The sequence below is a fragment of the Curvibacter sp. GW821-FHT01G03 genome, assembly GCF_059422285.1.
The window spans coordinates 145723-162614 of record NZ_JBWKWP010000013.1 but is presented as its reverse complement, the minus strand read 5'-3'; the positions used below and the strand labels follow the sequence as shown (position 1 = coordinate 162614).

Annotated in this window: 20 protein-coding genes; 12 read left to right on the top strand and 8 right to left on the bottom strand. The window is 66.5% G+C overall.

Translation table 11 applies throughout. From position 1 onward, the window contains the following. The first annotated feature begins 19 nt into the window (after positions 1–19). The 4 genes from AC07VS_RS19510 to coaD all read left to right on the top strand — a co-directional run bounded on the left by AC07VS_RS19510 (position 20) and on the right by coaD (position 4200). Positions 20–1489: a M16 family metallopeptidase gene (locus AC07VS_RS19510; RefSeq protein WP_492348274.1), complete on the top strand. Its 1470-nt coding sequence runs from the start codon at positions 20–22 to the stop codon at positions 1487–1489. A 100-nt stretch (positions 1490–1589) separates the two neighbouring features. Continuing rightward, complete coding sequence (locus tag AC07VS_RS19505) at positions 1590–2951, top strand: M16 family metallopeptidase (protein WP_494751756.1); 1362 nt, start codon at positions 1590–1592, stop codon at positions 2949–2951. Next, on the top strand, positions 2948–3580 hold the full coding sequence (rsmD, locus tag AC07VS_RS19500) for a 16S rRNA (guanine(966)-N(2))-methyltransferase RsmD (RefSeq protein WP_492348276.1): 633 nt from the start codon (positions 2948–2950) through the stop codon (positions 3578–3580). Before AC07VS_RS19505 ends, rsmD begins: the two co-directional genes overlap by 4 nt. A 119-nt stretch (positions 3581–3699) precedes the next feature. Next, a complete protein-coding gene (gene coaD / locus AC07VS_RS19495) occupies positions 3700–4200 on the top strand; it encodes a pantetheine-phosphate adenylyltransferase (protein ID WP_492348277.1) in 501 nt (166 codons plus the stop codon). Positions 4201–4223: 23 nt separating this feature from the next. On the opposite strand, the gene AC07VS_RS19490 is transcribed toward coaD, so the two are convergent. Continuing rightward, the gene (locus tag AC07VS_RS19490) at positions 4224–4931 is read right to left on the bottom strand and encodes an alpha/beta fold hydrolase (RefSeq protein ID WP_492348278.1); all 708 of its coding nucleotides are present in this window, start codon (positions 4929–4931) and stop codon (positions 4224–4226) included. A 21-nt stretch (positions 4932–4952) separates the two neighbouring features. Between AC07VS_RS19490 and AC07VS_RS19485 the strand changes: the two genes are divergently transcribed. Beyond that, positions 4953–5114 carry a hypothetical protein gene (locus tag AC07VS_RS19485; RefSeq protein ID WP_494751755.1) on the top strand — a complete coding sequence of 54 codons (162 nt, stop codon included), beginning with the start codon at positions 4953–4955 and terminating at the stop codon, positions 5112–5114. Here the strand turns inward: AC07VS_RS19485 and AC07VS_RS19480 are convergent. Together AC07VS_RS19480 and AC07VS_RS19475 are read right to left on the bottom strand one after the other, a co-directional pair. Then, positions 5096–5392 carry a hypothetical protein gene (locus AC07VS_RS19480; protein WP_494751754.1) on the bottom strand — a complete coding sequence of 99 codons (297 nt, stop codon included), beginning with the start codon at positions 5390–5392 and terminating at the stop codon, positions 5096–5098. The genes AC07VS_RS19485 and AC07VS_RS19480 overlap by 19 nt on opposite strands. Before the next feature lie 153 nt (positions 5393–5545). Beyond that, positions 5546–6922 carry a CHASE3 domain-containing protein gene (locus AC07VS_RS19475; RefSeq protein WP_494656888.1) on the bottom strand — a complete coding sequence of 459 codons (1377 nt, stop codon included), beginning with the start codon at positions 6920–6922 and terminating at the stop codon, positions 5546–5548. 172 nt (positions 6923–7094) lie between these two features. Here AC07VS_RS19475 and AC07VS_RS19470 point away from each other — a divergent pair, with 172 nt between their 5' ends. After that, on the top strand, positions 7095–7727 hold the full coding sequence (locus AC07VS_RS19470; protein ID WP_492348280.1) for a response regulator: 633 nt from the start codon (positions 7095–7097) through the stop codon (positions 7725–7727). Between the two features lie 35 nt (positions 7728–7762). On the opposite strand, the gene AC07VS_RS19465 is transcribed toward AC07VS_RS19470, so the two are convergent. The 4 genes from AC07VS_RS19465 to gpmA form a co-directional block, all read right to left on the bottom strand. Then, entirely contained in the window at positions 7763–8143 is a 381-nt protein-coding gene (locus tag AC07VS_RS19465; RefSeq protein ID WP_492348281.1) for a response regulator, read from the bottom strand. A gap of 127 nt (positions 8144–8270) precedes the next feature. Continuing rightward, entirely contained in the window at positions 8271–9023 is a 753-nt protein-coding gene (locus tag AC07VS_RS19460; protein WP_492348282.1) for a HesA/MoeB/ThiF family protein, read from the bottom strand. 47 nt (positions 9024–9070) lie between these two features. After that, positions 9071–10507 (bottom strand): S41 family peptidase, encoded by a 1437-nt coding sequence (locus AC07VS_RS19455; protein ID WP_494751753.1) that lies wholly within the window; start codon positions 10505–10507, stop codon positions 9071–9073. Positions 10508–10662: 155 nt separating this feature from the next. After that, positions 10663–11406 carry a 2,3-diphosphoglycerate-dependent phosphoglycerate mutase gene (gpmA, locus tag AC07VS_RS19450; RefSeq protein ID WP_494751752.1) on the bottom strand — a complete coding sequence of 248 codons (744 nt, stop codon included), beginning with the start codon at positions 11404–11406 and terminating at the stop codon, positions 10663–10665. Between the two features lie 73 nt (positions 11407–11479). Here gpmA and AC07VS_RS19445 point away from each other — a divergent pair, with 73 nt between their 5' ends. From AC07VS_RS19445 to AC07VS_RS19430, 4 genes are all read left to right on the top strand, one after another. Beyond that, the gene (locus AC07VS_RS19445) at positions 11480–11887 is read left to right on the top strand and encodes a rhodanese-like domain-containing protein (protein ID WP_492348285.1); all 408 of its coding nucleotides are present in this window, start codon (positions 11480–11482) and stop codon (positions 11885–11887) included. A gap of 44 nt (positions 11888–11931) precedes the next feature. After that, entirely contained in the window at positions 11932–12189 is a 258-nt protein-coding gene (grxC, locus tag AC07VS_RS19440) for a glutaredoxin 3 (RefSeq protein WP_492348286.1), read from the top strand. A gap of 144 nt (positions 12190–12333) precedes the next feature. Beyond that, entirely contained in the window at positions 12334–12780 is a 447-nt protein-coding gene (gene secB, locus AC07VS_RS19435) for a protein-export chaperone SecB (RefSeq protein ID WP_019574008.1), read from the top strand. A gap of 54 nt (positions 12781–12834) precedes the next feature. Further along, positions 12835–13854 carry an NAD(P)H-dependent glycerol-3-phosphate dehydrogenase gene (locus AC07VS_RS19430; RefSeq protein WP_492348287.1) on the top strand — a complete coding sequence of 340 codons (1020 nt, stop codon included), beginning with the start codon at positions 12835–12837 and terminating at the stop codon, positions 13852–13854. Between the two features lie 38 nt (positions 13855–13892). Here the strand turns inward: AC07VS_RS19430 and panC are convergent, their stop codons facing one another. Beyond that, positions 13893–14741: a pantoate--beta-alanine ligase gene (gene panC, locus AC07VS_RS19425; protein WP_494751751.1), complete on the bottom strand. Its 849-nt coding sequence runs from the start codon at positions 14739–14741 to the stop codon at positions 13893–13895. Positions 14742–14909: 168 nt separating this feature from the next. Here panC and nadC point away from each other — a divergent pair, with 168 nt between their 5' ends. Both nadC and nadA read left to right on the top strand, forming a co-directional pair. Beyond that, a complete protein-coding gene (nadC, locus tag AC07VS_RS19420) occupies positions 14910–15776 on the top strand; it encodes a carboxylating nicotinate-nucleotide diphosphorylase (protein ID WP_494656782.1) in 867 nt (288 codons plus the stop codon). Continuing rightward, the gene (gene nadA / locus AC07VS_RS19415; RefSeq protein ID WP_494656783.1) at positions 15773–16888 is read left to right on the top strand and encodes a quinolinate synthase NadA; all 1116 of its coding nucleotides are present in this window, start codon (positions 15773–15775) and stop codon (positions 16886–16888) included. The genes nadC and nadA overlap by 4 nt, the downstream gene beginning before the upstream one ends. Positions 16889–16892: the final 4 nt, after the last annotated feature.

The following is a 16892-nucleotide window of genomic DNA, read 5'->3' as shown; positions in this document are numbered from 1 at the left end:
CTTAGAATCCCATCATTCTATGAAACGCACACCCACCCTTCTGGCCGCATTGATCTGCGCCCTGGCGGCCCCTGTTCTGGCGCAGTCCACACAGGCTGCGGCCCCGCCTCAGGCCCCGCTTTCCGCGGCCACCCCAACGTCCGTTCCAGCGCCGGTCCCATTGGCCAACGGGGTGCACCAGTACACCCTGGCCAACGGCATGACGCTGATCGTCAAGCCTGACCACCGCGCACCCACCGTGGCCCACATGGTGTGGGTGCGGGTGGGGTCGATGGACGAGGTTGACGGCACCAGTGGTGTGGCTCATGCCCTGGAGCACATGATGTTCAAGGGCACGCCCAGCCTGCCGCCCGGCGAATTCTCACGGCGCGTGGCTGCCCTGGGAGGGCGCGAGAACGCCTTCACCACGCGGGACTACACGGGCTACTACCAGCAGATCCCGGCTGCCCGCCTGGAAGACGTGATGAAGCTCGAAGCCGACCGCTTTGCCCACAACCAGTGGGCCGACGATGAGTTCAAGCGCGAGATCGAAGTCATCAAGGAAGAGCGCCGCATGCGCACCGATGACAACCCGCGGGCTCGTCTCTATGAGGCCTTGAATGCCGCGGCTTTTGTGGCCTCGCCCTACCACCGTCCGGTGGTCGGCTGGATGAGCGATCTGGACGCCATGACACCCGATGACGCCCGCAGTTTCTGGCGCACCTGGTACACCCCCACCAATGCTGCGGTGGTGATTGCGGGCGACATCGAGCCCGAGCAGGCGCTGGCGCTGGCCAAGCGCCATTACGAGCCCATTGCCGCCCACGCCCTGCCCCTGCGCAAGCCGCGCATCGAGCCCGAGCAACTGGGGCTGCGCCGCTTCGACTTCAAGGCCCCGGCCGAGCAGGCCTACGTGGCGCTGGCCTTCAAGGTGCCCAAGCTCGAATCCCCCGATCAAACCACCTCCTCGGATGACGACGTGCTGGCGCTGACCGTGCTGGCTGCGGTGCTCGACGGCTATCCGGGGGCCCGTCTGGAGCGGGGCCTGACCCAGGGCGAACGCCGCGTGGCCGACAGTGCAGGGGCTTACAACGGCCTCATGGGCCGGGGCCCGCAGGTGTTTGTGCTCGATGGCGTGCCCGCGGCTGGCCAGACCCCTGAAGCCGTCGAGGCGGCCTTGCGTGCCCAGGTGCGCCTGGTCGCCGAGCAGGGCGTCAGTGAGGCCGAGTTGCGCCGAGTCAAAGCCCAATGGGTGGCCAGCGAGGTCTACAAGCTCGATTCAGTGTTCAACCAGGCCAATGAACTGGGGCGCTACTGGGTGCAGGGCCAGCCTCTGGATGCCGGTGAGCGCCTGATCCAGCGCCTGCGCGGGGTCACGGCTGCCCAGGTGCAGTCGGTGGCTGCGCGTTACTTTGGCGATGACCAACTGACTGTGGGCGTGCTGCGGCCTCAGCCCCTGGACCCGCAGCGTCCACGCAAGGCCGCGCCCGCCGGGCGCCATGGCTCCTGATCGTCGGGCTGCCCTGCCGATGTCTGCCGCTCTTTTTTCTGCCCCTTATCTCCCTACCCTGGGCCAGGCCGTCGGCCTGCGTGCTTCCACAGGTGATTCCATGACTCTTTCCGTTTCGACGCCGCCGCGGCGCCTGCTGCTGGTCCGGCGTGCCGGCCTGGCCCTGGCCCTGCTGCTGGCCACCGCGGCTGCGCAGGCTGCACTTCCCATCCAGCACTGGACCCAAGCCAGCGGAGCCCGTGTGGCCCTGGTGGAAAGCCCGGCCATCCCGATGCTCGACGTACAGATCGACTTCGATGCCGGCTCGCGCCGGGATCCGGCCCGCCAGGCGGGGCTGGCTTCGGTCAGCGCCCTCATGAGCTCGCGCGGCGTTCAGGCCCATGGCGCAGCCCCCGCCCTGGACGAAAACGCGCTCAGCGAGGCCTGGGCCGACCTGGGCGCCAGTTTTGGCGGCAGCGCCGGCAACGACCGCCTCACCTTCGGCCTGCGCACCCTGACCGAACCCGATCTGCTGGACCGGGCCATCAGCCTGGCGGCCCGCCAACTGGCCGAACCGACCTTGCCCGAGGCCATCTGGCGCCGTGAGCGTGAGCGCCTGGTGGCCTCGCTCAAAGAGGAGGACACCCGCCCCGGTACCCAGGCTGCCAAGGCCTTTGCGCGTGCCGTCTACGGCGATCACCCCTACGGTCAGGAGATGACCGCCGCCACCCTGGCCACGCTGCAGGTCAGCGACATGCGCCGCTACCTGAACCGTTCAGTGCGTGCTTGCGACGCCCGTGTCAGCCTGGTCGGTGCGGTTTCCCGCGAGCAGGCCGATGTGCTGGTCAGCCGCCTGCTGGCCCTGTTGCCGGCCGGCCCCTGCCAGCCCCAGCCCGCGGTGCCCGAGGTCGCGCCTCTGACCCAGGCAGAAACCCTGAGCCTGCCCTTCGATTCGGCCCAGGCCCATGTGTTCATCGGTCAGCCCGGCATCCGCCGAGCCGACCCCGACTACTTTGCCCTGCTGGTGGGCAACTACATCCTGGGCGGCGGCGGCTTTGTGTCACGCCTGACCAGCGAGGTGCGCGAAAAGCGAGGCCTGAGCTACAGCGTCTACAGCTACTTTGCACCGGGCCTGCATGCGGGCGCCTTCACCCTCGGGCTGCAGACCCGACCCGATCAGGCGGCCGAGGCCGTCAAGGTGGCGCGAGAGGTGCTGAGCCGGTACGTGGCCGAAGGGCCGACCGAGGCCGAGCTCAAGGCCGCCAAGGACAACCTGGTGGGGGGCTTTGCCTTGCGCATCGACAGCAACAAGAAGCTGCTCGACAACGTGGCCAACATGGCCCTGCATGACTTGCCCTGGGACTACCTGGACACCTGGACGCAGCAGATCGACAAGGTCAGTGTGCAAGACATCAGGGCGGCTTTTCAGCGCCATCTGCAACCCGATCGCCAGGTCACCGTGACCGTGGGGGCCCGTCCATGAGCCGCCCGAGCAAAACCCCGGCGGCACCGGCTGGCAAGGCCTCCGGGCACCCGAAGCTCAGCAAGGCGCCGGGGGAGATCCGCATCATCGGTGGGCTCTGGAAGCGCACCCGTCTGGCCGTGCCCGACCGGCCGGGCCTGCGCCCGACGCCGGACCGCGTTCGCGAGACCTTGTTCAACTGGCTGGGTCAGGACCTGGGTGGCTGGCGCTGTTTTGACGCGTTTGCCGGCACCGGCGCCCTGGGCTTCGAAGCCGCCTCACGCGGGGCGCGCGAGGTCTGGCTGATGGAGCAGGACAGCGGGCTGGTGCAGCATCTGCAGGCCAGCTCGATACGCCTCAAGGCCACCCAGGTGAAGGTGCAACGAGGTGACGGTGTGGCCCAACTGGTCCAGCAACGGGGTGCCGGTCTCGACCTGGTGCTGCTGGACCCGCCTTTTGCCTCCGACCTGTTCGAGCCGGCCTTGCGGGCGGCGGGGCAAGCCGTGCAGCCCGAGGGCTTCATCTACCTGGAGGCTCCTCGCGCCTGGACGGCCGACGAGCTTCACGGCCTGGGCCTGCAGCCTTACCGCTACCTCAAGGCCGGGGCGGTGCACGCCCACCTGCTCAAGCCGACCCCGCCTGCGACCTGATTCGTCTCTCTTGGCCGTCGGCCGGCACCCCTGTCGCGGGGGGGCCATGCGGGGTGCGGGCGGCATGCATAATGCGCCCAAAGAATGCCCCCAGGCCCCACCGCAGGAGACGCACCGCCATGGCCCAGAACGTGATCGCAATTTACCCGGGTACCTTCGACCCCATGACCCTGGGGCACGAAGACGTGGTGCGCCGAGCCACCCAACTGTTTGACCATGTGATCGTGGCCGTGGCTGCCGGGCACCACAAGAAAACCCTGTTCAGCCTGCAAGAGCGGGTCGACATGGTGAGTGCCGCCGTCAAGCCATTCGCCCAGGTCGAGGTGGCCACTTTCGGGGGCTTGCTGCGTGATTTTGTGGTGGCCCGTGGCGGCAAGGCCATGGTGCGCGGCCTGCGCGCGGTCACCGACTTCGACTATGAATTCCAGCTGGCCGGCATGAACCGCAGCCTGATGCCCGACGTCGAGACCGTTTTCCTCACCCCCAGCGACAAGTACCAGTTCATCTCGAGCACCTTTGTGCGCGAGATCGCCGTGCTCGGTGGCGAGGTCGACAAGTTTGTCTCCCCCCTGGTGCAAGAGCGGCTGGCCGAAAAGGTGCGCAGCCAGAGCCGCGAGTGACCTGGGTTGGCTGGGGCCGGCGCTCAGGCGCGGTGCCAGCGTGAGATCCAGCCTTTGAGCAAGGCATTGACCTGCGGGGCGCGCTCCATCGTCAACAGGTGACCGCAACGCGGGATCACGGCCCATTCGGCCGTGCCGATCGCGGCAGCCATCTCGTGTGAGCACTCAGGCGGCGTCAGCACGTCATCGGCCCCGCACACCACCAGCGCGGGGCAACTGATGCGGCCCAGGTGGGGGCGGGCATCGGGGCGGTCCATCACGGCTTCATTCTGGCGGGCCAGCGCTTCGCCGCCTGCCGCCAGGATGAAGCGCCAGTAGCGTGCCCGCAGATCCGGGCGGGCCGCACCATCGGCATGGAAGGCGAGGGCCATGTTGGGTTCGATCACCTGCCGCACCTGGCCCGCGCGGAATTGGCGCACGGCGTCACTGCGCAGCGCTCGCATGGCTTCGGTTTCGGGGCGTGCATTGCTGCCCAGCAGGGCCAGACCGGTGATGCGTTCGGGCGCCTGGCGCAAGGCCTCCAGGGCGATCATGCCCCCCATCGAGGTGCCGCACAGGGCCAGTGGGCCGCTGTGTTCGCGCAACACGGCCGCCGCCATGGCGCTGATGCTGGGGTGGCGGAAGTGCACCAGGCTGATGGCCCAGCGCAGGTCCGGGGGCAGGGCGCGGGTCTGGTCAGCCCACAGATCGGCATCAGCGCCGAGGCCCGGCAGAAAAATCAGGGTACTCATGAGGCAGGTCACTTCAAAGCCATGAAGCTGCTGATCATGCCTAAGAGGGTGTTCAATGTCTCGCGCGACCCATGGGAGACATTGAACACGCTCTCAGTGAGCGCCAGTCTGCTGGCGACCGGCTGCCCGCGCCGCAACCCGGCTGCGGGCCCGCCGCGGCAGGTTCAGTCGCTGGCGGACTGAGGCTCGCTCGAGAGCCAGCGGCCGCGTGGCCGGCCCGCTGCCTGCATGCCATTGGAGGCCCAGGGCCACGATACCCGGCTCCAGGCGACCTGGCCGGTTTCAGGCGGCAGTGCCTGCACCGACGGGGCCAGGTGGCTCAGGGGATGGCTGCGCCGGATCAGCAGGTCCACGCAGTCCATCCCGTCGTTGTTGCTGTCCTCGGGTGGAAAGCGCAGGCGCGTGGTGTCGCGGATGATGGGCTGGTCGAAGTTCGGGTCCAGTGAGGATGAAGCGTCCATGCAGAAATCCAGTGTGCTTGACGAGCCACGCGGGTCGTGGGTTATCGCTTCTACGAAGGGTATTCTTGGGTGGACGAGAGGTTGGTCGGCGAGGGCGCATCCCGCCTGTCGGCATCGGCGCTTCCTGCTTGTAGGCGCCGGCCCACAGTGGGTTCACAGCGGGCTGGTGAGGGTGGGCAGGTAGGCCGTGATGCGGCTTCCCTGGCCGGGTGTGGACTCCACCACCAGGCGCCCGCCGGTGGCTTCGACGCGGTGGCGCATGCCCTCAAGACCATGTGAGCCGGCCCCGATCTGCTCGGGGTTGAAGCCGATGCCGTCGTCGCTCACCGTCAGCAGCGCGTGGGTTCCCGTGTTCTGCAACTGCACCGACACCTGCCGGGCACGGGCGTATTTGCCGATGTTGGTCAGCGCCTCCTGCACCAGCCGGTACAGCGTCAGTTGCGATGACTCATCCAGATCCACCGCTTCCAGCCGGGTGTCCAGTGCCAGGTCGGAGCGTTCCGAGAACTCCCGGGTGAGGATTTCCAGCGAGGGCAGCAAACCCAGGTTGGACAGGGACGAAGGGCGCAGGTCTTCGACGATGCGGCGTTTCAGGGCGATGCCCCGGTTGAGGGTTTCGGTCAGGTGCTGCAGGCGCTGCAGGGCCTCGGGGGCGTGATCGCCCAGGCGCGACTTGATGCGTGCCACGTCCAGCTTGGCCGCGGTCAGCAGCGAGCCCAGTTCGTCGTGCAGTTCGCGGGCCAGGTGGCCGCGCTCATCCTCGCGCACCTGCTGCAGATAGGTGGCCAGCTTGGCCAGCGAGGCGGTGCGATCGCGCACCAGGCTTTCCAGGCGGTCGCGCTCCTGCTTGAGGGTCTGTTGCTCGCGCTGACCCGCCACCTTGAGTGCATTCGACTGCCGCAGGTACAGATAAAAGGACAGCAGGCCCACCAGCGCCGTCAAGGCGATGCCCAGGCGCGACACCATCAGAGAGCGCAGGATCTGTCGATCGCCCAATTCGGTCTGGTGGCTGCTTTCGTCGATCAGGGCCGCCGACTGCTCCCGGATGGCGTCCATGTGTTCCTTGCCGACGTCGGTGTGCATCACGTACTTCCAAGCGTCTTCCTTGCCTTGTTTGCGCAGTTTCAGGCTCAGGTCCATCTCGGCCAGCTTGCGCGATACGTGGCGCGACAGGGCGACCAGGGCCGCTGGGTCGACGGGGTGGGCCTGGTCGGTCTGGCGCAGTTGGTCCAAGGTCTGGTTGACCTCGGAGACCGCGCTGTTGTAGGGCGCCAGGTAGCGCTCGTCGCCGCTGAGCAGGTAGCCGCGCAAGCCCGTCTCGGCGTCCAGCATCTGGGCCAGCAGCTTGTGCAGCGTGGCCCGGGTCTCCTGGGTGGCCGTGATGCGTTTGACGGTGCCGGCAGAGCGCTCGTAGCCCAGCTCGTTGATGCCGATCAGGCTCAGGGTGGCCAGCAAGGCCAGTGGCAGGCTGATCCACTGGCGCGTGATGTTCAAAGGCCGACCGCTGAAAAAACGCTGTTTCAGCCGCATCGGCAAGGATGCAAACCTCGTCATGAAAAACTCCGGGCATGGTGGGCCATGGACAGCCCCTATTCCCTGCGCACAGCTGGGAAGCTGGCGAAACTTTGTTCTGTGGTTGCAGTTTCGGTTATTGTCGGCGCATTTGTGGGTGGATTCTCACAAATGATGAAAGACAATATCGATGATCAGAATAGGCATCGTGGATGACCACGCCATCGTGCGCTCGGGCTTGCGCAATTTCTTTGCCGACCATGTCGACCTGCGGGTGGTGGGCGAGGCGGCCAACGGACGCGAGGCGATCGATCTCGTGCGCATCACCGAAATGGATGTGTTGTTGATGGACCTGGCCATGCCGGGGCAGTCGGGGCTGGACGCCTTGGCCATGATCCGGGCCAAGGCGCCCGACGTGGGCATCCTGATCCTCTCGGGCTACCCGGAGGAGCACTACGCCATGAACCTCATCCGGCAAGGCGCCAGTGGCTACCTCAACAAGGAGTGCGACCCCGCCGAGATCGTGGAGGCGGTGCGCACCATTGCGCTTGGAAAGCGCTACATCACCCGCACCGTGGCCGATCTGCTGGCCCAGCAACTGGGCCGCAAGGACGACGTGCCGCTGCACGAGCAGCTCTCGGAGCGCGAGTTTCAGGTGTTTCTCAAGCTGGCCCGTGGCGAGACGGCCGGCGACGTGGCCAAGTCGCTGTCCCTGAGCGTGAAGACGGTCAGCACTTACCGAACCCGCCTGATGGAGAAGATGGGCCTGGCCTCCAACAGCGACCTGACCTATTACGCCCTCAAAAACCGATTGATCGACTGAGCGATCCGGGCCTGTCTGAGCGGGGTGCGCCGTGCTCAGGCATCAGACGATGCCTGCAGCGTGCAGAAATCGATCAGGGCGTCAATTTCATTGGATTTGTCGAACACTGCATCCACGCCCAGGCTGGCGCAGCGCAGCCGGATGTCGGGTGTGGCGTAGTTGGTCAGCACGATCAGTCGCTGGTGCGGCTGGCGCTGCTGGCACGACGAAATCACGCCCAGCCCGCTGCCTTCTTTGAGAAACAAGTCCACGATGGCCAGATCCCAGTCATCTGAGTGCTGGTGCAGCCATTCGATGCCCTGGTGCTCGGTCTCTGCAAAGCCCACGGCTCGCACGTCCGCCAGCTCTTCCAGCGTGCCCACCAGGTTCTCGCGGATCGTGGCGTTGTCTTCGACGATGTAGGTTCGGAGTTCCAAGTGATGGCCTTGTTCACCCGCATTCCGAAGACACAACCCAGACCAACGGATTTGGATTGCGCTTGTGCGGTAAGTTCAGGTCGGTGAATTGTGCCAGTCACCTCGTTTTGAAGATGTCAGACCAGTCCTACACGGCCGTGCCGCACACCGGACAGTTCGGATGGCGTGACAGGTTCATGCGCGTCCACTCCATGGTGCGCGCATCCAGCATCAGCAACTGGCCGGTCAGGGGCGTGCCGGCCAGGCTGATCAGCTTCAGTGCCTCGGCCGCCTGCAGGCTGCCCACAATCCCCACCAGGGGGGCGAACACACCCAAGGTGGCGCAGCGGGTTTCTTCGGGGGTCTCGGCGGGGTCGAACACACAGGCGTAGCAGGCGCTGTCGGCCTGGCGTGGATCGAACACGCTGATCTGGGCATCGAAGCGGATCGCAGCCCCCGACACCAGCGCTCGCCGATGCCGCACACAGGCTGCATTCACCATCTGGCGCGTGGCGTAGTTGTCGCTGCAGTCCAGCACCACATCGGCGTCGGGCAGCAGCTGGTCCAGCAACGCGGCGTCAGCACGCTGGCGCAGCGTATCCACCCGAACCTCGGGGTTGCGTGCCAGGATGGCCTGCCGGGCTGAATCGACCTTGGCCTGCCCAACCCGGCTTTGGGTGTGGGCGATCTGGCGCTGCAGGTTGGTCAGGTCGACCTCGTCGTCATCGATCAGGGTGATGCGGCCCACCCCGGCCGCGCCCAGGTACAGGGCTGCGGGCGAGCCCAGGCCGCCTGCGCCCACCACCACGGCGTGCGCGGCCAGCAGACGTTCCTGCCCCTCGATGCCGATCTCGTCGAGCAGGATGTGGCGGGAATAACGGAGCAGCTGATCGTCGTTCATAAAAAAAAGCGCCCCGCAGGGCGCTGGTGATCCCCGTTGTGCAGGGCTCAGTTGCTGGTCTTTTCTTCCTTGCGCTCGGTCTGGGTCTTGCTGACCATCACCGGGCGACCCTTGAGCTGGTTCAGGGCCTGCATCAGCGGGAAGTCCTTGTCGCTGCCCAGTTCGGGCAGCTTGCGGTCGGCCACGGGCTTCTTGGCTTCCTCTTCGAGGCGCTTGCGGGCCTCGTCGCGGGCCTTTTCGCGCTCCGGATCGGGCTTTTCTTCGCCCTGGCCGCTGTTCAGGTGCTTCTCCAGGTCGGCCTCACGCATGCGCAAGGCGGCAAACGGGCTGCCTTCTTCGGTGTCGTCCACCATCACTTCGGGCACGATGCCCTTGGCCTGGATCGAACGGCCGCTGGGCGTGTAATAGCGGGCCGTGGTCAGCTTCAGGCCAGTGTCGGGGCCCAGGGGGCGCACGGTCTGCACCGAGCCCTTGCCAAAGGTCTGGCTGCCCATGAGGGTGGCGCGCTTGTGGTCTTGCAGGGCGCCGGCCACGATCTCGCTGGCCGAGGCCGAGCCTTCGTTGACCAGCACCACCAGCGGCACGGTCTTGAGGGCGGCGGGCAGCTTCTTGAGCGGATCTGGGCCGCTGCGGCGCTGGTAGAACTCAGGCGAGGCCTTGAAAGTGAACTTGCTTTCAGCCAACTGGCCGTTGGTGGACACCACGGTCACGTTCTCGGGCAGGAAAGCGCTGGACACCGCCACGGCCGCATCGAGCAGGCCACCCGGGTCGTTGCGCAGGTCAAGCACCAGGCCCTTCAGATTGGGCTCTTGCTTGTAGATCTCGTCGATCTTCTTCACGAAGTCGTCCACCGTGCGTTCCTGGAACTGGCTCAGGCGCACCCAGGCGTAGCCGGGTTCGACCACCTTGCCACGCACCGACTGCGTGCGGATCTGCTCGCGCACGATGGTCACGGGGAAGGTGCGGTTCTCGTCCTTGCGGAACACGGTCAGCAACACCTTGGTATTGGGCTCGCCGCGCATGCGCTTGACGGCATCGTTCAGGGCCAGGCCCTTCACCGCGGTGTCGTCGATCTTGGTGATCAGGTCGTTGGTCTTCAGGCCCGCACGGTAGGCGGGGGAGCCTTCGATGGGTGAGACGATCTTGATCAGACCATCTTCCTGGGTGATTTCGATGCCCACGCCCACGAACTGGCCCGAGGTGCCTTCGCGGAATTCCTTGTAGGACTTCTTGTCGAAGTACTGCGAGTGCGGGTCCAGGCTGGCCACCATGCCTGAGATGGCGTCGGTGATGAGCTTTTTCTCGTCCACCGGCTCGACGTAATCGGTCTTCACCATGTCGAACACCGCAGCCAGTTGCTGCAACTCTTCGAGTGGAAGCGGCGAAATGCTGCCCCGTGCCACGGTTTGCAGCGAGACCGTGGTCAGCGCGCCGGCCACCACGCCAATGGAAATCCAGCCTGCGATACGGAGTTTTTCACCCATGAAATCACCTTTTTGCGACGCAATATACACCTAGGATGGGCCGCGTCAGGCCAGGTTCCGCAGTCCCCTTCATTCACCCGGGGAATCTGCGGAGCAGGGGGGTGGCTTTACCTGTGCTTTACCCGCGATGGACGCGGGCTTGGCTCAGGCTGGTCTCAGGCCTTGCCTTGCGAGGCCACGGCCGCGGCGGCCTTGGCAGCCGCCTCGGCATCGCCCAGGTAGTAATGGCGGATCGGCTTCAGATCGGCGTCCAGCTCGTACACCAGCGGAATGCCGTTGGGGATGTTCACGCCCACGATGTCGTCGTCGCCGATGTTGTCCAGGTACTTGACCAGGGCGCGGATCGAGTTGCCGTGGGCAGCCACCACCACGCGCTTGCCGCTCTTGATGGCGGGGGCGATGGATTCGTTCCAGAACGGCAGCACGCGGGCCACGGTGTCCTTCAGGCATTCGGTCAGTGGCACCTCTTCGGGCTTCAGGCGGCTGTAGCGGGCATCGCCACGCTCGCAGCGCGGGTCGGTGGCCTCCAGGGCCGGCGGCGGGGTGTCGTAGCTGCGGCGCCACACCAGCACCTGGGCGTCACCGTACTGCTTGGCCATGTCGGCCTTGTTGAGGCCTTGCAGCGCACCGTAGTGACGCTCGTTCAGGCGCCAGCTGTGCACCACCGGCAGCCAGGTGCGGTCCATCTCGTCCAGGGTGTGCCACAGGGTGCGGGTGGCCCGCTTGAGCACGCTGGTGTAGGCCAGGTCGAAGTCGTAGCCTTCGGCCTTGAGCAGGCGTCCGGCGTTCTTGGCCTGCTCCACCCCGGTCGGGGTCAGGTCCACATCGGTCCAGCCGGTGAAGCGGTTTTCAAGGTTCCAGGTGGATTCACCATGGCGGACAAGAACGAGTTTGTACATGCGAAGCCCTCAATTTTTCCAGTGCGAAACCCAGCATTCTAAAATTGTCGGGTTTGCCAACCCAAGGAACCCCGTGAAATTCATTACCGACAACTGGATGCTGATCGTCATTGCCCTGAGTTCAGGCGTGATGCTGCTGTGGCCCACCCTCAAGGGCGCCTCTGCAGTCGGCCTGTCCACGGCCGATGCCGTGCAGCTCATCAACCGCGAAAAAGCCGTGGTGGTGGATGTCAGCGACGCGGCCGACTACGCGCAAGCCCACGTGAACGGCGCGCGCAGCGTGCCGCTGGACCAACTGGAGGCGCGCCTGCCCGAGGTGGTCAAGAACAAGGCCCTGCCGGTGATCTTCGTGTGCGCCAGCGGCTCGCGCGGCGGTCCCGCTGTCAAGACGGCCCAAAAACTGGGTTACCAGCAGGCCCAAGCCCTGAGTGGCGGGCTCAAAGCCTGGAAAGAGGCTAACCTGCCAGTTGAAAAGGCCTGAACCGGGCCCATGTCCCGTATCTACCCAGCAAGGAATTTGTCCCCATGCAGCCCGTGAAGATGTACACCACTGCCGTCTGCCCTTATTGCATCCGCGCCAAGCAGATCCTCAAGGCCAAGGGCGTGACCGAGATTGAAGAGATCCGCATCGATGCCGACCCGGCCCAGCGCGATCACATGATGCAGGTCACTGGCCGGCGCACCGTGCCCCAGATCTTCATCGGCGACACCCACGTGGGCGGCTGCGACGATCTGATGGCCCTGGACGGGCGCGGCGGTCTGCTGCCTCTGCTGGGCGCCTGAGCGCTGCCGCAAAAGCGCCATTTTCTGCTGAGATAATGGTGCCTGAGTGCCCGCTGCGGTAACGCTTCCGCGGCGGGTTTTCTTTTAATGGGCACCGACCCTGGACCGCAGGCGGTGTCTTGTTTTTGTGAACCGAGAAACCTCATGGCCGAGCAACAAGATCCCGTTTTCCAGATCCAGCGCGTTTACCTCAAGGACCTGTCGCTTGAGCAGCCGAATTCCCCCGCCATCCTGCTCGAACAAGAGCAGCCCAGCGTCGACATCCAGCTCGGCGTGGATGCCACCCCGGTGGCCGATGGCATCGTCGAAGTCACGGTGACCGCCACCGTGCAGACCAAGATCAAGGACCGCACCGTGTTCCTGGTTGAAGCCAAGCAAGCCGGCATCTTCGAGATCCGCAACCTGCCTGAAGACCAGATGGGCGCCATCCTGGGCATCGCCTGCCCGCAGATCGTCTACCCTTACCTGCGCGGCAACGTGGCCGACATCATCCAGCGCGGCGGCTTCCCGCCCGTGCACCTGGCCGAAATCAACTTCCAGGCCATGTACGAACAGCAGCAAGCCCAGGCCGCCGGCCAGGTGGCTCAGTAATCAGCTGCCGCGCCCGGCCTGCTCTGGCAGGCCCGGGTGCCTGTTGCGTCCGATATGAAAATAGTCGTCGCCGGAGCCGGTGCCTGGGGCACGGCCCTGGCCATTGGCGCTTGTGCTGCACCGGCCGCCCATCAAGTCACCCTGTGGGGCCGTGATGCGGCCCAGGTGGCCGCCATGCAGGCCTCACGCCGCAACCAGCGCTACCTGCCGCTGGCCCCCTTGCCCGAATCCCTGACCCTGAGCGCCGCGCCGCTGGCCCCCCTGGCGGCGGGCAGCGATCTGGTGATCATCGGCACCCCGATGGCCGCTTTACGCGCCACCCTGGCCAGCCTGGCGGATCTGACGGTGCCCGTGGCCTGGCTCTGCAAGGGCTTCGAGCGTGTGGCCGATGCCGATGCAAGCCAGGGCCTGCACGGCCTGCTGGCCCATGAAATTGCCGAGCAGGTGGCCCCGCGCCTGGCGGTGGGCACGCTCAGCGGCCCCAGCTTCGCCCGCGAGGTGGCCGAGGCCAAGCCCACCGCCCTGGTGGCGGCCAGCCACCAGGCCTCGGTGCGCCACGCCCTGGTCGAGGCCCTGCACGGTCCCAGCCTGCGGGTGTATGCCAACGATGACCTGGTCGGGGTCGAGGTGGGGGGCGCGGTCAAGAACGTGCTGGCCATCGCCACCGGCCTGTGCGACGGGCTGGACCTGGGTTTGAACGCCCGGGCCGCCTTGATCACCCGCGGCCTGGCCGAGATGACGCGCCTGGGCCTGGCCCTGGGGGCCCGGGTCGACACCTTCATGGGCCTCTCGGGGCTGGGCGATCTGGTGTTGACCGCCACCGGCGACCTGAGCCGCAACCGCCAGGTCGGCCTGCTGCTGGCGGCCGGCCAAAGCCTGCAACAGGCAGTCGACTCGCTGGGCCATGTGGCCGAGGGTGTTTACAGCGCCCGCACCGTGGTGCAGCGTGCCCGCCTGTTGGGCGTCGAAATGCCCATCTCCGAGGCCGTGGTGGCCTTGCTCGACGGCCAGCTGCAGCCGGCCGAGGCCGTGGCGGCCTTGATGGGGCGTGGCCCCAAGGGCGAAATGGCCTGAGCCCTGGCGGGCTTGGACCTCAGCGCGCGCTCACGCTCTCAGATCTCCAGGTTGTCGATCAGGCGCGTGCTGCCCAGGCGAGCCGCGCCCAGCACCACCAGCGGGTCACCCGCCTGGGGGGCCTGCAGGTCGCTGCGCCGACGCACGGTCAGGTAGTTGGGTGCCCAGCCGCGTGCCTTGAGGGCGGCCAGGGCGGCGGCCTCCAGGGCCTCGCGGTGCTGTGGCAAGGCATGCGCCGCGGCCAGTGCCTCGCGCGCCAGGCCGCGCAGGGCCAGTGACAGTTGCAGCGCCTCGGTGCGCTCCGCCTCGCTCAGGTAGCCGTTGCGCGACGACAGGGCCAGGCCGGCCTCGCTGCGCGTGGTCTCGGCCCCCAGCACCGTGATCGGCAATGCAAACTGCTGCACCATGCGCTGGATCACCATCAGCTGCTGGTAGTCCTTCTTGCCGAACACCGACACCCCTTCGGCATGGCCGGCAAACACGGCCGAGAACAGCTTCATCACCACCGTGCACACGCCGGTGAAGAAACCGGGGCGGAATTCGCCCTCCAGCAAATCAGCCAGGGCCGGGTCGGGCTGCACCTTGAAGGTTTGTGGCTCGGGGTACAGATCGGTTTCGCGCGGGGCAAACAGCACATGGCAGCCCGCAGCCTCCAGCTTGGCGCAGTCGGCCTCCCAGGTGCGCGGGTAGCTGTCAAAGTCTTCGTGCGGCAGAAACTGCAGCCGGTTCACAAAGATGCTGGCCACGGTCACATCACCCAGCGGGCGGGCCTGCTGGATCAGCGAAAGGTGCCCCTCGTGCAGGTTGCCCATGGTGGGCACAAAGGCAGGGCGCTGGGCCTGGGCAAGGGTCTGGCGAAGCTCCGCCACGCTGCGAACAATCTTCAAGTCTCGTCTCCGGCAAGGGCCCTGGGCCCAAAATGGGCGCGAGTGTAATCGCCAGCGAGGTATCAAAATGTATCGGTTTGCCTCAGTCGCCCAAGACAGCGCTGTCCGTTTGTACAAAAGATGACAGTTTGCTGAAAGCCCCTGGCGCAGCGGCTATGCTTCGCGCCCATGACGAAATTGCTTGAGTTCTCGCCCGCCGAGCTGGCGGCGCTGGCGCAGTCCGATGTGGCCCGGGCACTGCAAGAGGATGTGGGGCCTGCCGACCTGACCGCTGCCCTGGTGCCGGCGGGGCGGCGCATCACGGCCCGTGTGCTGGTGCGCGAACCGGCCGTGTTGTGCGGTCAGCCCTGGGCCGAGGCCGTGATCCGCCACTGCGACCCCAGCGCCGAGCTGCATTGGCAGGTGGCTGAGGGGCAAACCTGCCAGGCCGATCAGGTGGTGCTGGAGGTGCAGGGCGAGGCCCGGGCCCTGCTCACGGCTGAACGCACCGCCCTCAATTTCCTGCAACTGCTGAGCGCTGTGGCCACCCGCACCGCCGAGCACGTGGCCGCCGTGCAGGGCACCCGAGCCCGCATCGTCGACACCCGCAAGACCCTGCCTGGCCTGCGCCTGGCCCAGAAGTACGCCGTGCGCACCGGGGGCGGCCTGAACCACCGCATCGGCTTGTACGACGCCGTGCTGATCAAGGAAAACCACATCGCTGCCGCTGGTGGCATCCGCCCCGTGCTGGCGGCCGCACAGGCCGTGGCGGCGCAGGCCCAGTTCATCGAGATCGAGGTTGAAACCCTGGCCCAGCTGCAAGAGGCGCTTGAGGCCGGCGCCCGCATGGTGCTGCTCGACAACATGGACCTGCCTACCCTGCACGAGGCGGTGCGCCTGAACGCCGGCCGCGCCGTGCTTGAAATCTCGGGCGGTGTGACGCTGGATCGCCTGCCTGAACTGGCTGCCACCGGGGTTGACCGCATCTCCATCGGCGGCCTGACCAAGGACGTCAAGGCCACCGATTTCTCCATGCGTTTCGAGGACTGGGCATGAGTGCCGTGATTGACATCGACTACGAACAGCCGGCCTTGGCCGAAGGCAGCGTGTGCGCCACCCGCCGCGCCTGGGCCCGGGTGCCGCCCGAGCCCACCCAGGTCGAGCGCGGGGCGTTGAAAGACCGCATCCGCCGACTGCTCAAGGAGCGCAATGCCGTCATGGTGTCGCACTTTTATGTTCACCCCGATCTGCAGGACCTGGCCGAGGAAACCGGTGGCCTGGTCAGCGACTCGCTGGAGATGGCCCGCTTCGGCCGTGACCACACGGCCCAGACCCTGGTGGTGTCGGGCGTGCGCTTCATGGGCGAGACCGCCAAGATCCTGTCGCCGCACAAGCGCATCCTGATGCCCGATCTCGATGCCACCTGCTCGCTCGACCTGGGTTGCCCCACCGACGCCTTCAGCGCCTTCTGCGACGCCCACCCTGACCGCACCGTGGTGGTTTACGCCAACACCAGCGCCGCCGTGAAGGCCCGCGCCGACTGGATGGTCACCTCGGGCTGTGCGCTCGACATCGTGCAGGCCCTGAAAGACCAGGGCCAGAAGATCCTGTGGGCGCCCGACCGCCACCTGGGCCACTACATCCAGCGCGAAACCGGCGCCGACATGCTGTTCTGGAACGGGGCCTGCATCGTGCACGACGAGTTCAAGGCGTTTGAGCTGCAGGCCTTGATGCGCGAACATCCCCAGGCCAAGGTGCTGGTGCACCCTGAGTCGCCGGCCGACGTGGTGGCCCTGGCCGATGTGGTCGGCTCGACCTCGGTCATCCTCAAGGCCGCGCGCGAGCTGCCGGCCAGCGAGTTCATCGTGGCCACCGACAACGGCATGATGCACAAGCTGCGCACGCAAAACCCCGGCAAGACCTTCCATGAAGCCCCCACCGCCGGCAACAGTGCCACCTGCAAGAGCTGCGCGCACTGCCCCTGGATGGCCATGAACGGCCTGGCCGACGTGGCCCGCGTGCTGGAGACCGGTGCCAACGAGGTGTGGGTGGACCCTGCCCTGATCCCGCGCGCGCGCCTGCCCATCGACCGCATGCTGGCCTACACCGCCGCACTCAAGAACGGTCAACCCACCGCCGGTCTGGTACCCCACCTGGGGGCTGCTTGAGCGC

Bases quoted from the DNA above. Each gene is read 5' to 3' on its own strand.
- AC07VS_RS19510 (WP_492348274.1), top strand. From the start codon at position 20: ATGAAACGCACACCCACCCTTCTGGCCGCATTGATCTGCGCCCTGGCG.
- AC07VS_RS19505 (WP_494751756.1), top strand. From the start codon at position 1,590: ATGACTCTTTCCGTTTCGACGCCGCCGCGGCGCCTGCTGCTGGTCCGG.
- rsmD (WP_492348276.1), top strand. From the start codon at position 2,948: ATGAGCCGCCCGAGCAAAACCCCGGCGGCACCGGCTGGCAAGGCCTCC.
- coaD (WP_492348277.1), top strand. From the start codon at position 3,700: ATGGCCCAGAACGTGATCGCAATTTACCCGGGTACCTTCGACCCCATG.
- AC07VS_RS19490 (WP_492348278.1), bottom strand. From the start codon at position 4,931: ATGAGTACCCTGATTTTTCTGCCGGGCCTCGGCGCTGATGCCGATCTG.
- AC07VS_RS19485 (WP_494751755.1), top strand. From the start codon at position 4,953: ATGAAGCTGCTGATCATGCCTAAGAGGGTGTTCAATGTCTCGCGCGAC.
- AC07VS_RS19480 (WP_494751754.1), bottom strand. From the start codon at position 5,392: ATGGACGCTTCATCCTCACTGGACCCGAACTTCGACCAGCCCATCATC.
- AC07VS_RS19475 (WP_494656888.1), bottom strand. From the start codon at position 6,922: ATGCGGCTGAAACAGCGTTTTTTCAGCGGTCGGCCTTTGAACATCACG.
- AC07VS_RS19470 (WP_492348280.1), top strand. From the start codon at position 7,095: ATGATCAGAATAGGCATCGTGGATGACCACGCCATCGTGCGCTCGGGC.
- AC07VS_RS19460 (WP_492348282.1), bottom strand. From the start codon at position 9,023: ATGAACGACGATCAGCTGCTCCGTTATTCCCGCCACATCCTGCTCGAC.
- AC07VS_RS19455 (WP_494751753.1), bottom strand. From the start codon at position 10,507: ATGGGTGAAAAACTCCGTATCGCAGGCTGGATTTCCATTGGCGTGGTG.
- gpmA (WP_494751752.1), bottom strand. From the start codon at position 11,406: ATGTACAAACTCGTTCTTGTCCGCCATGGTGAATCCACCTGGAACCTT.
- grxC (WP_492348286.1), top strand. From the start codon at position 11,932: ATGCAGCCCGTGAAGATGTACACCACTGCCGTCTGCCCTTATTGCATC.
- secB (WP_019574008.1), top strand. From the start codon at position 12,334: ATGGCCGAGCAACAAGATCCCGTTTTCCAGATCCAGCGCGTTTACCTC.
- AC07VS_RS19430 (WP_492348287.1), top strand. From the start codon at position 12,835: ATGAAAATAGTCGTCGCCGGAGCCGGTGCCTGGGGCACGGCCCTGGCC.
- nadC (WP_494656782.1), top strand. From the start codon at position 14,910: ATGACGAAATTGCTTGAGTTCTCGCCCGCCGAGCTGGCGGCGCTGGCG.
- nadA (WP_494656783.1), top strand. From the start codon at position 15,773: ATGAGTGCCGTGATTGACATCGACTACGAACAGCCGGCCTTGGCCGAA.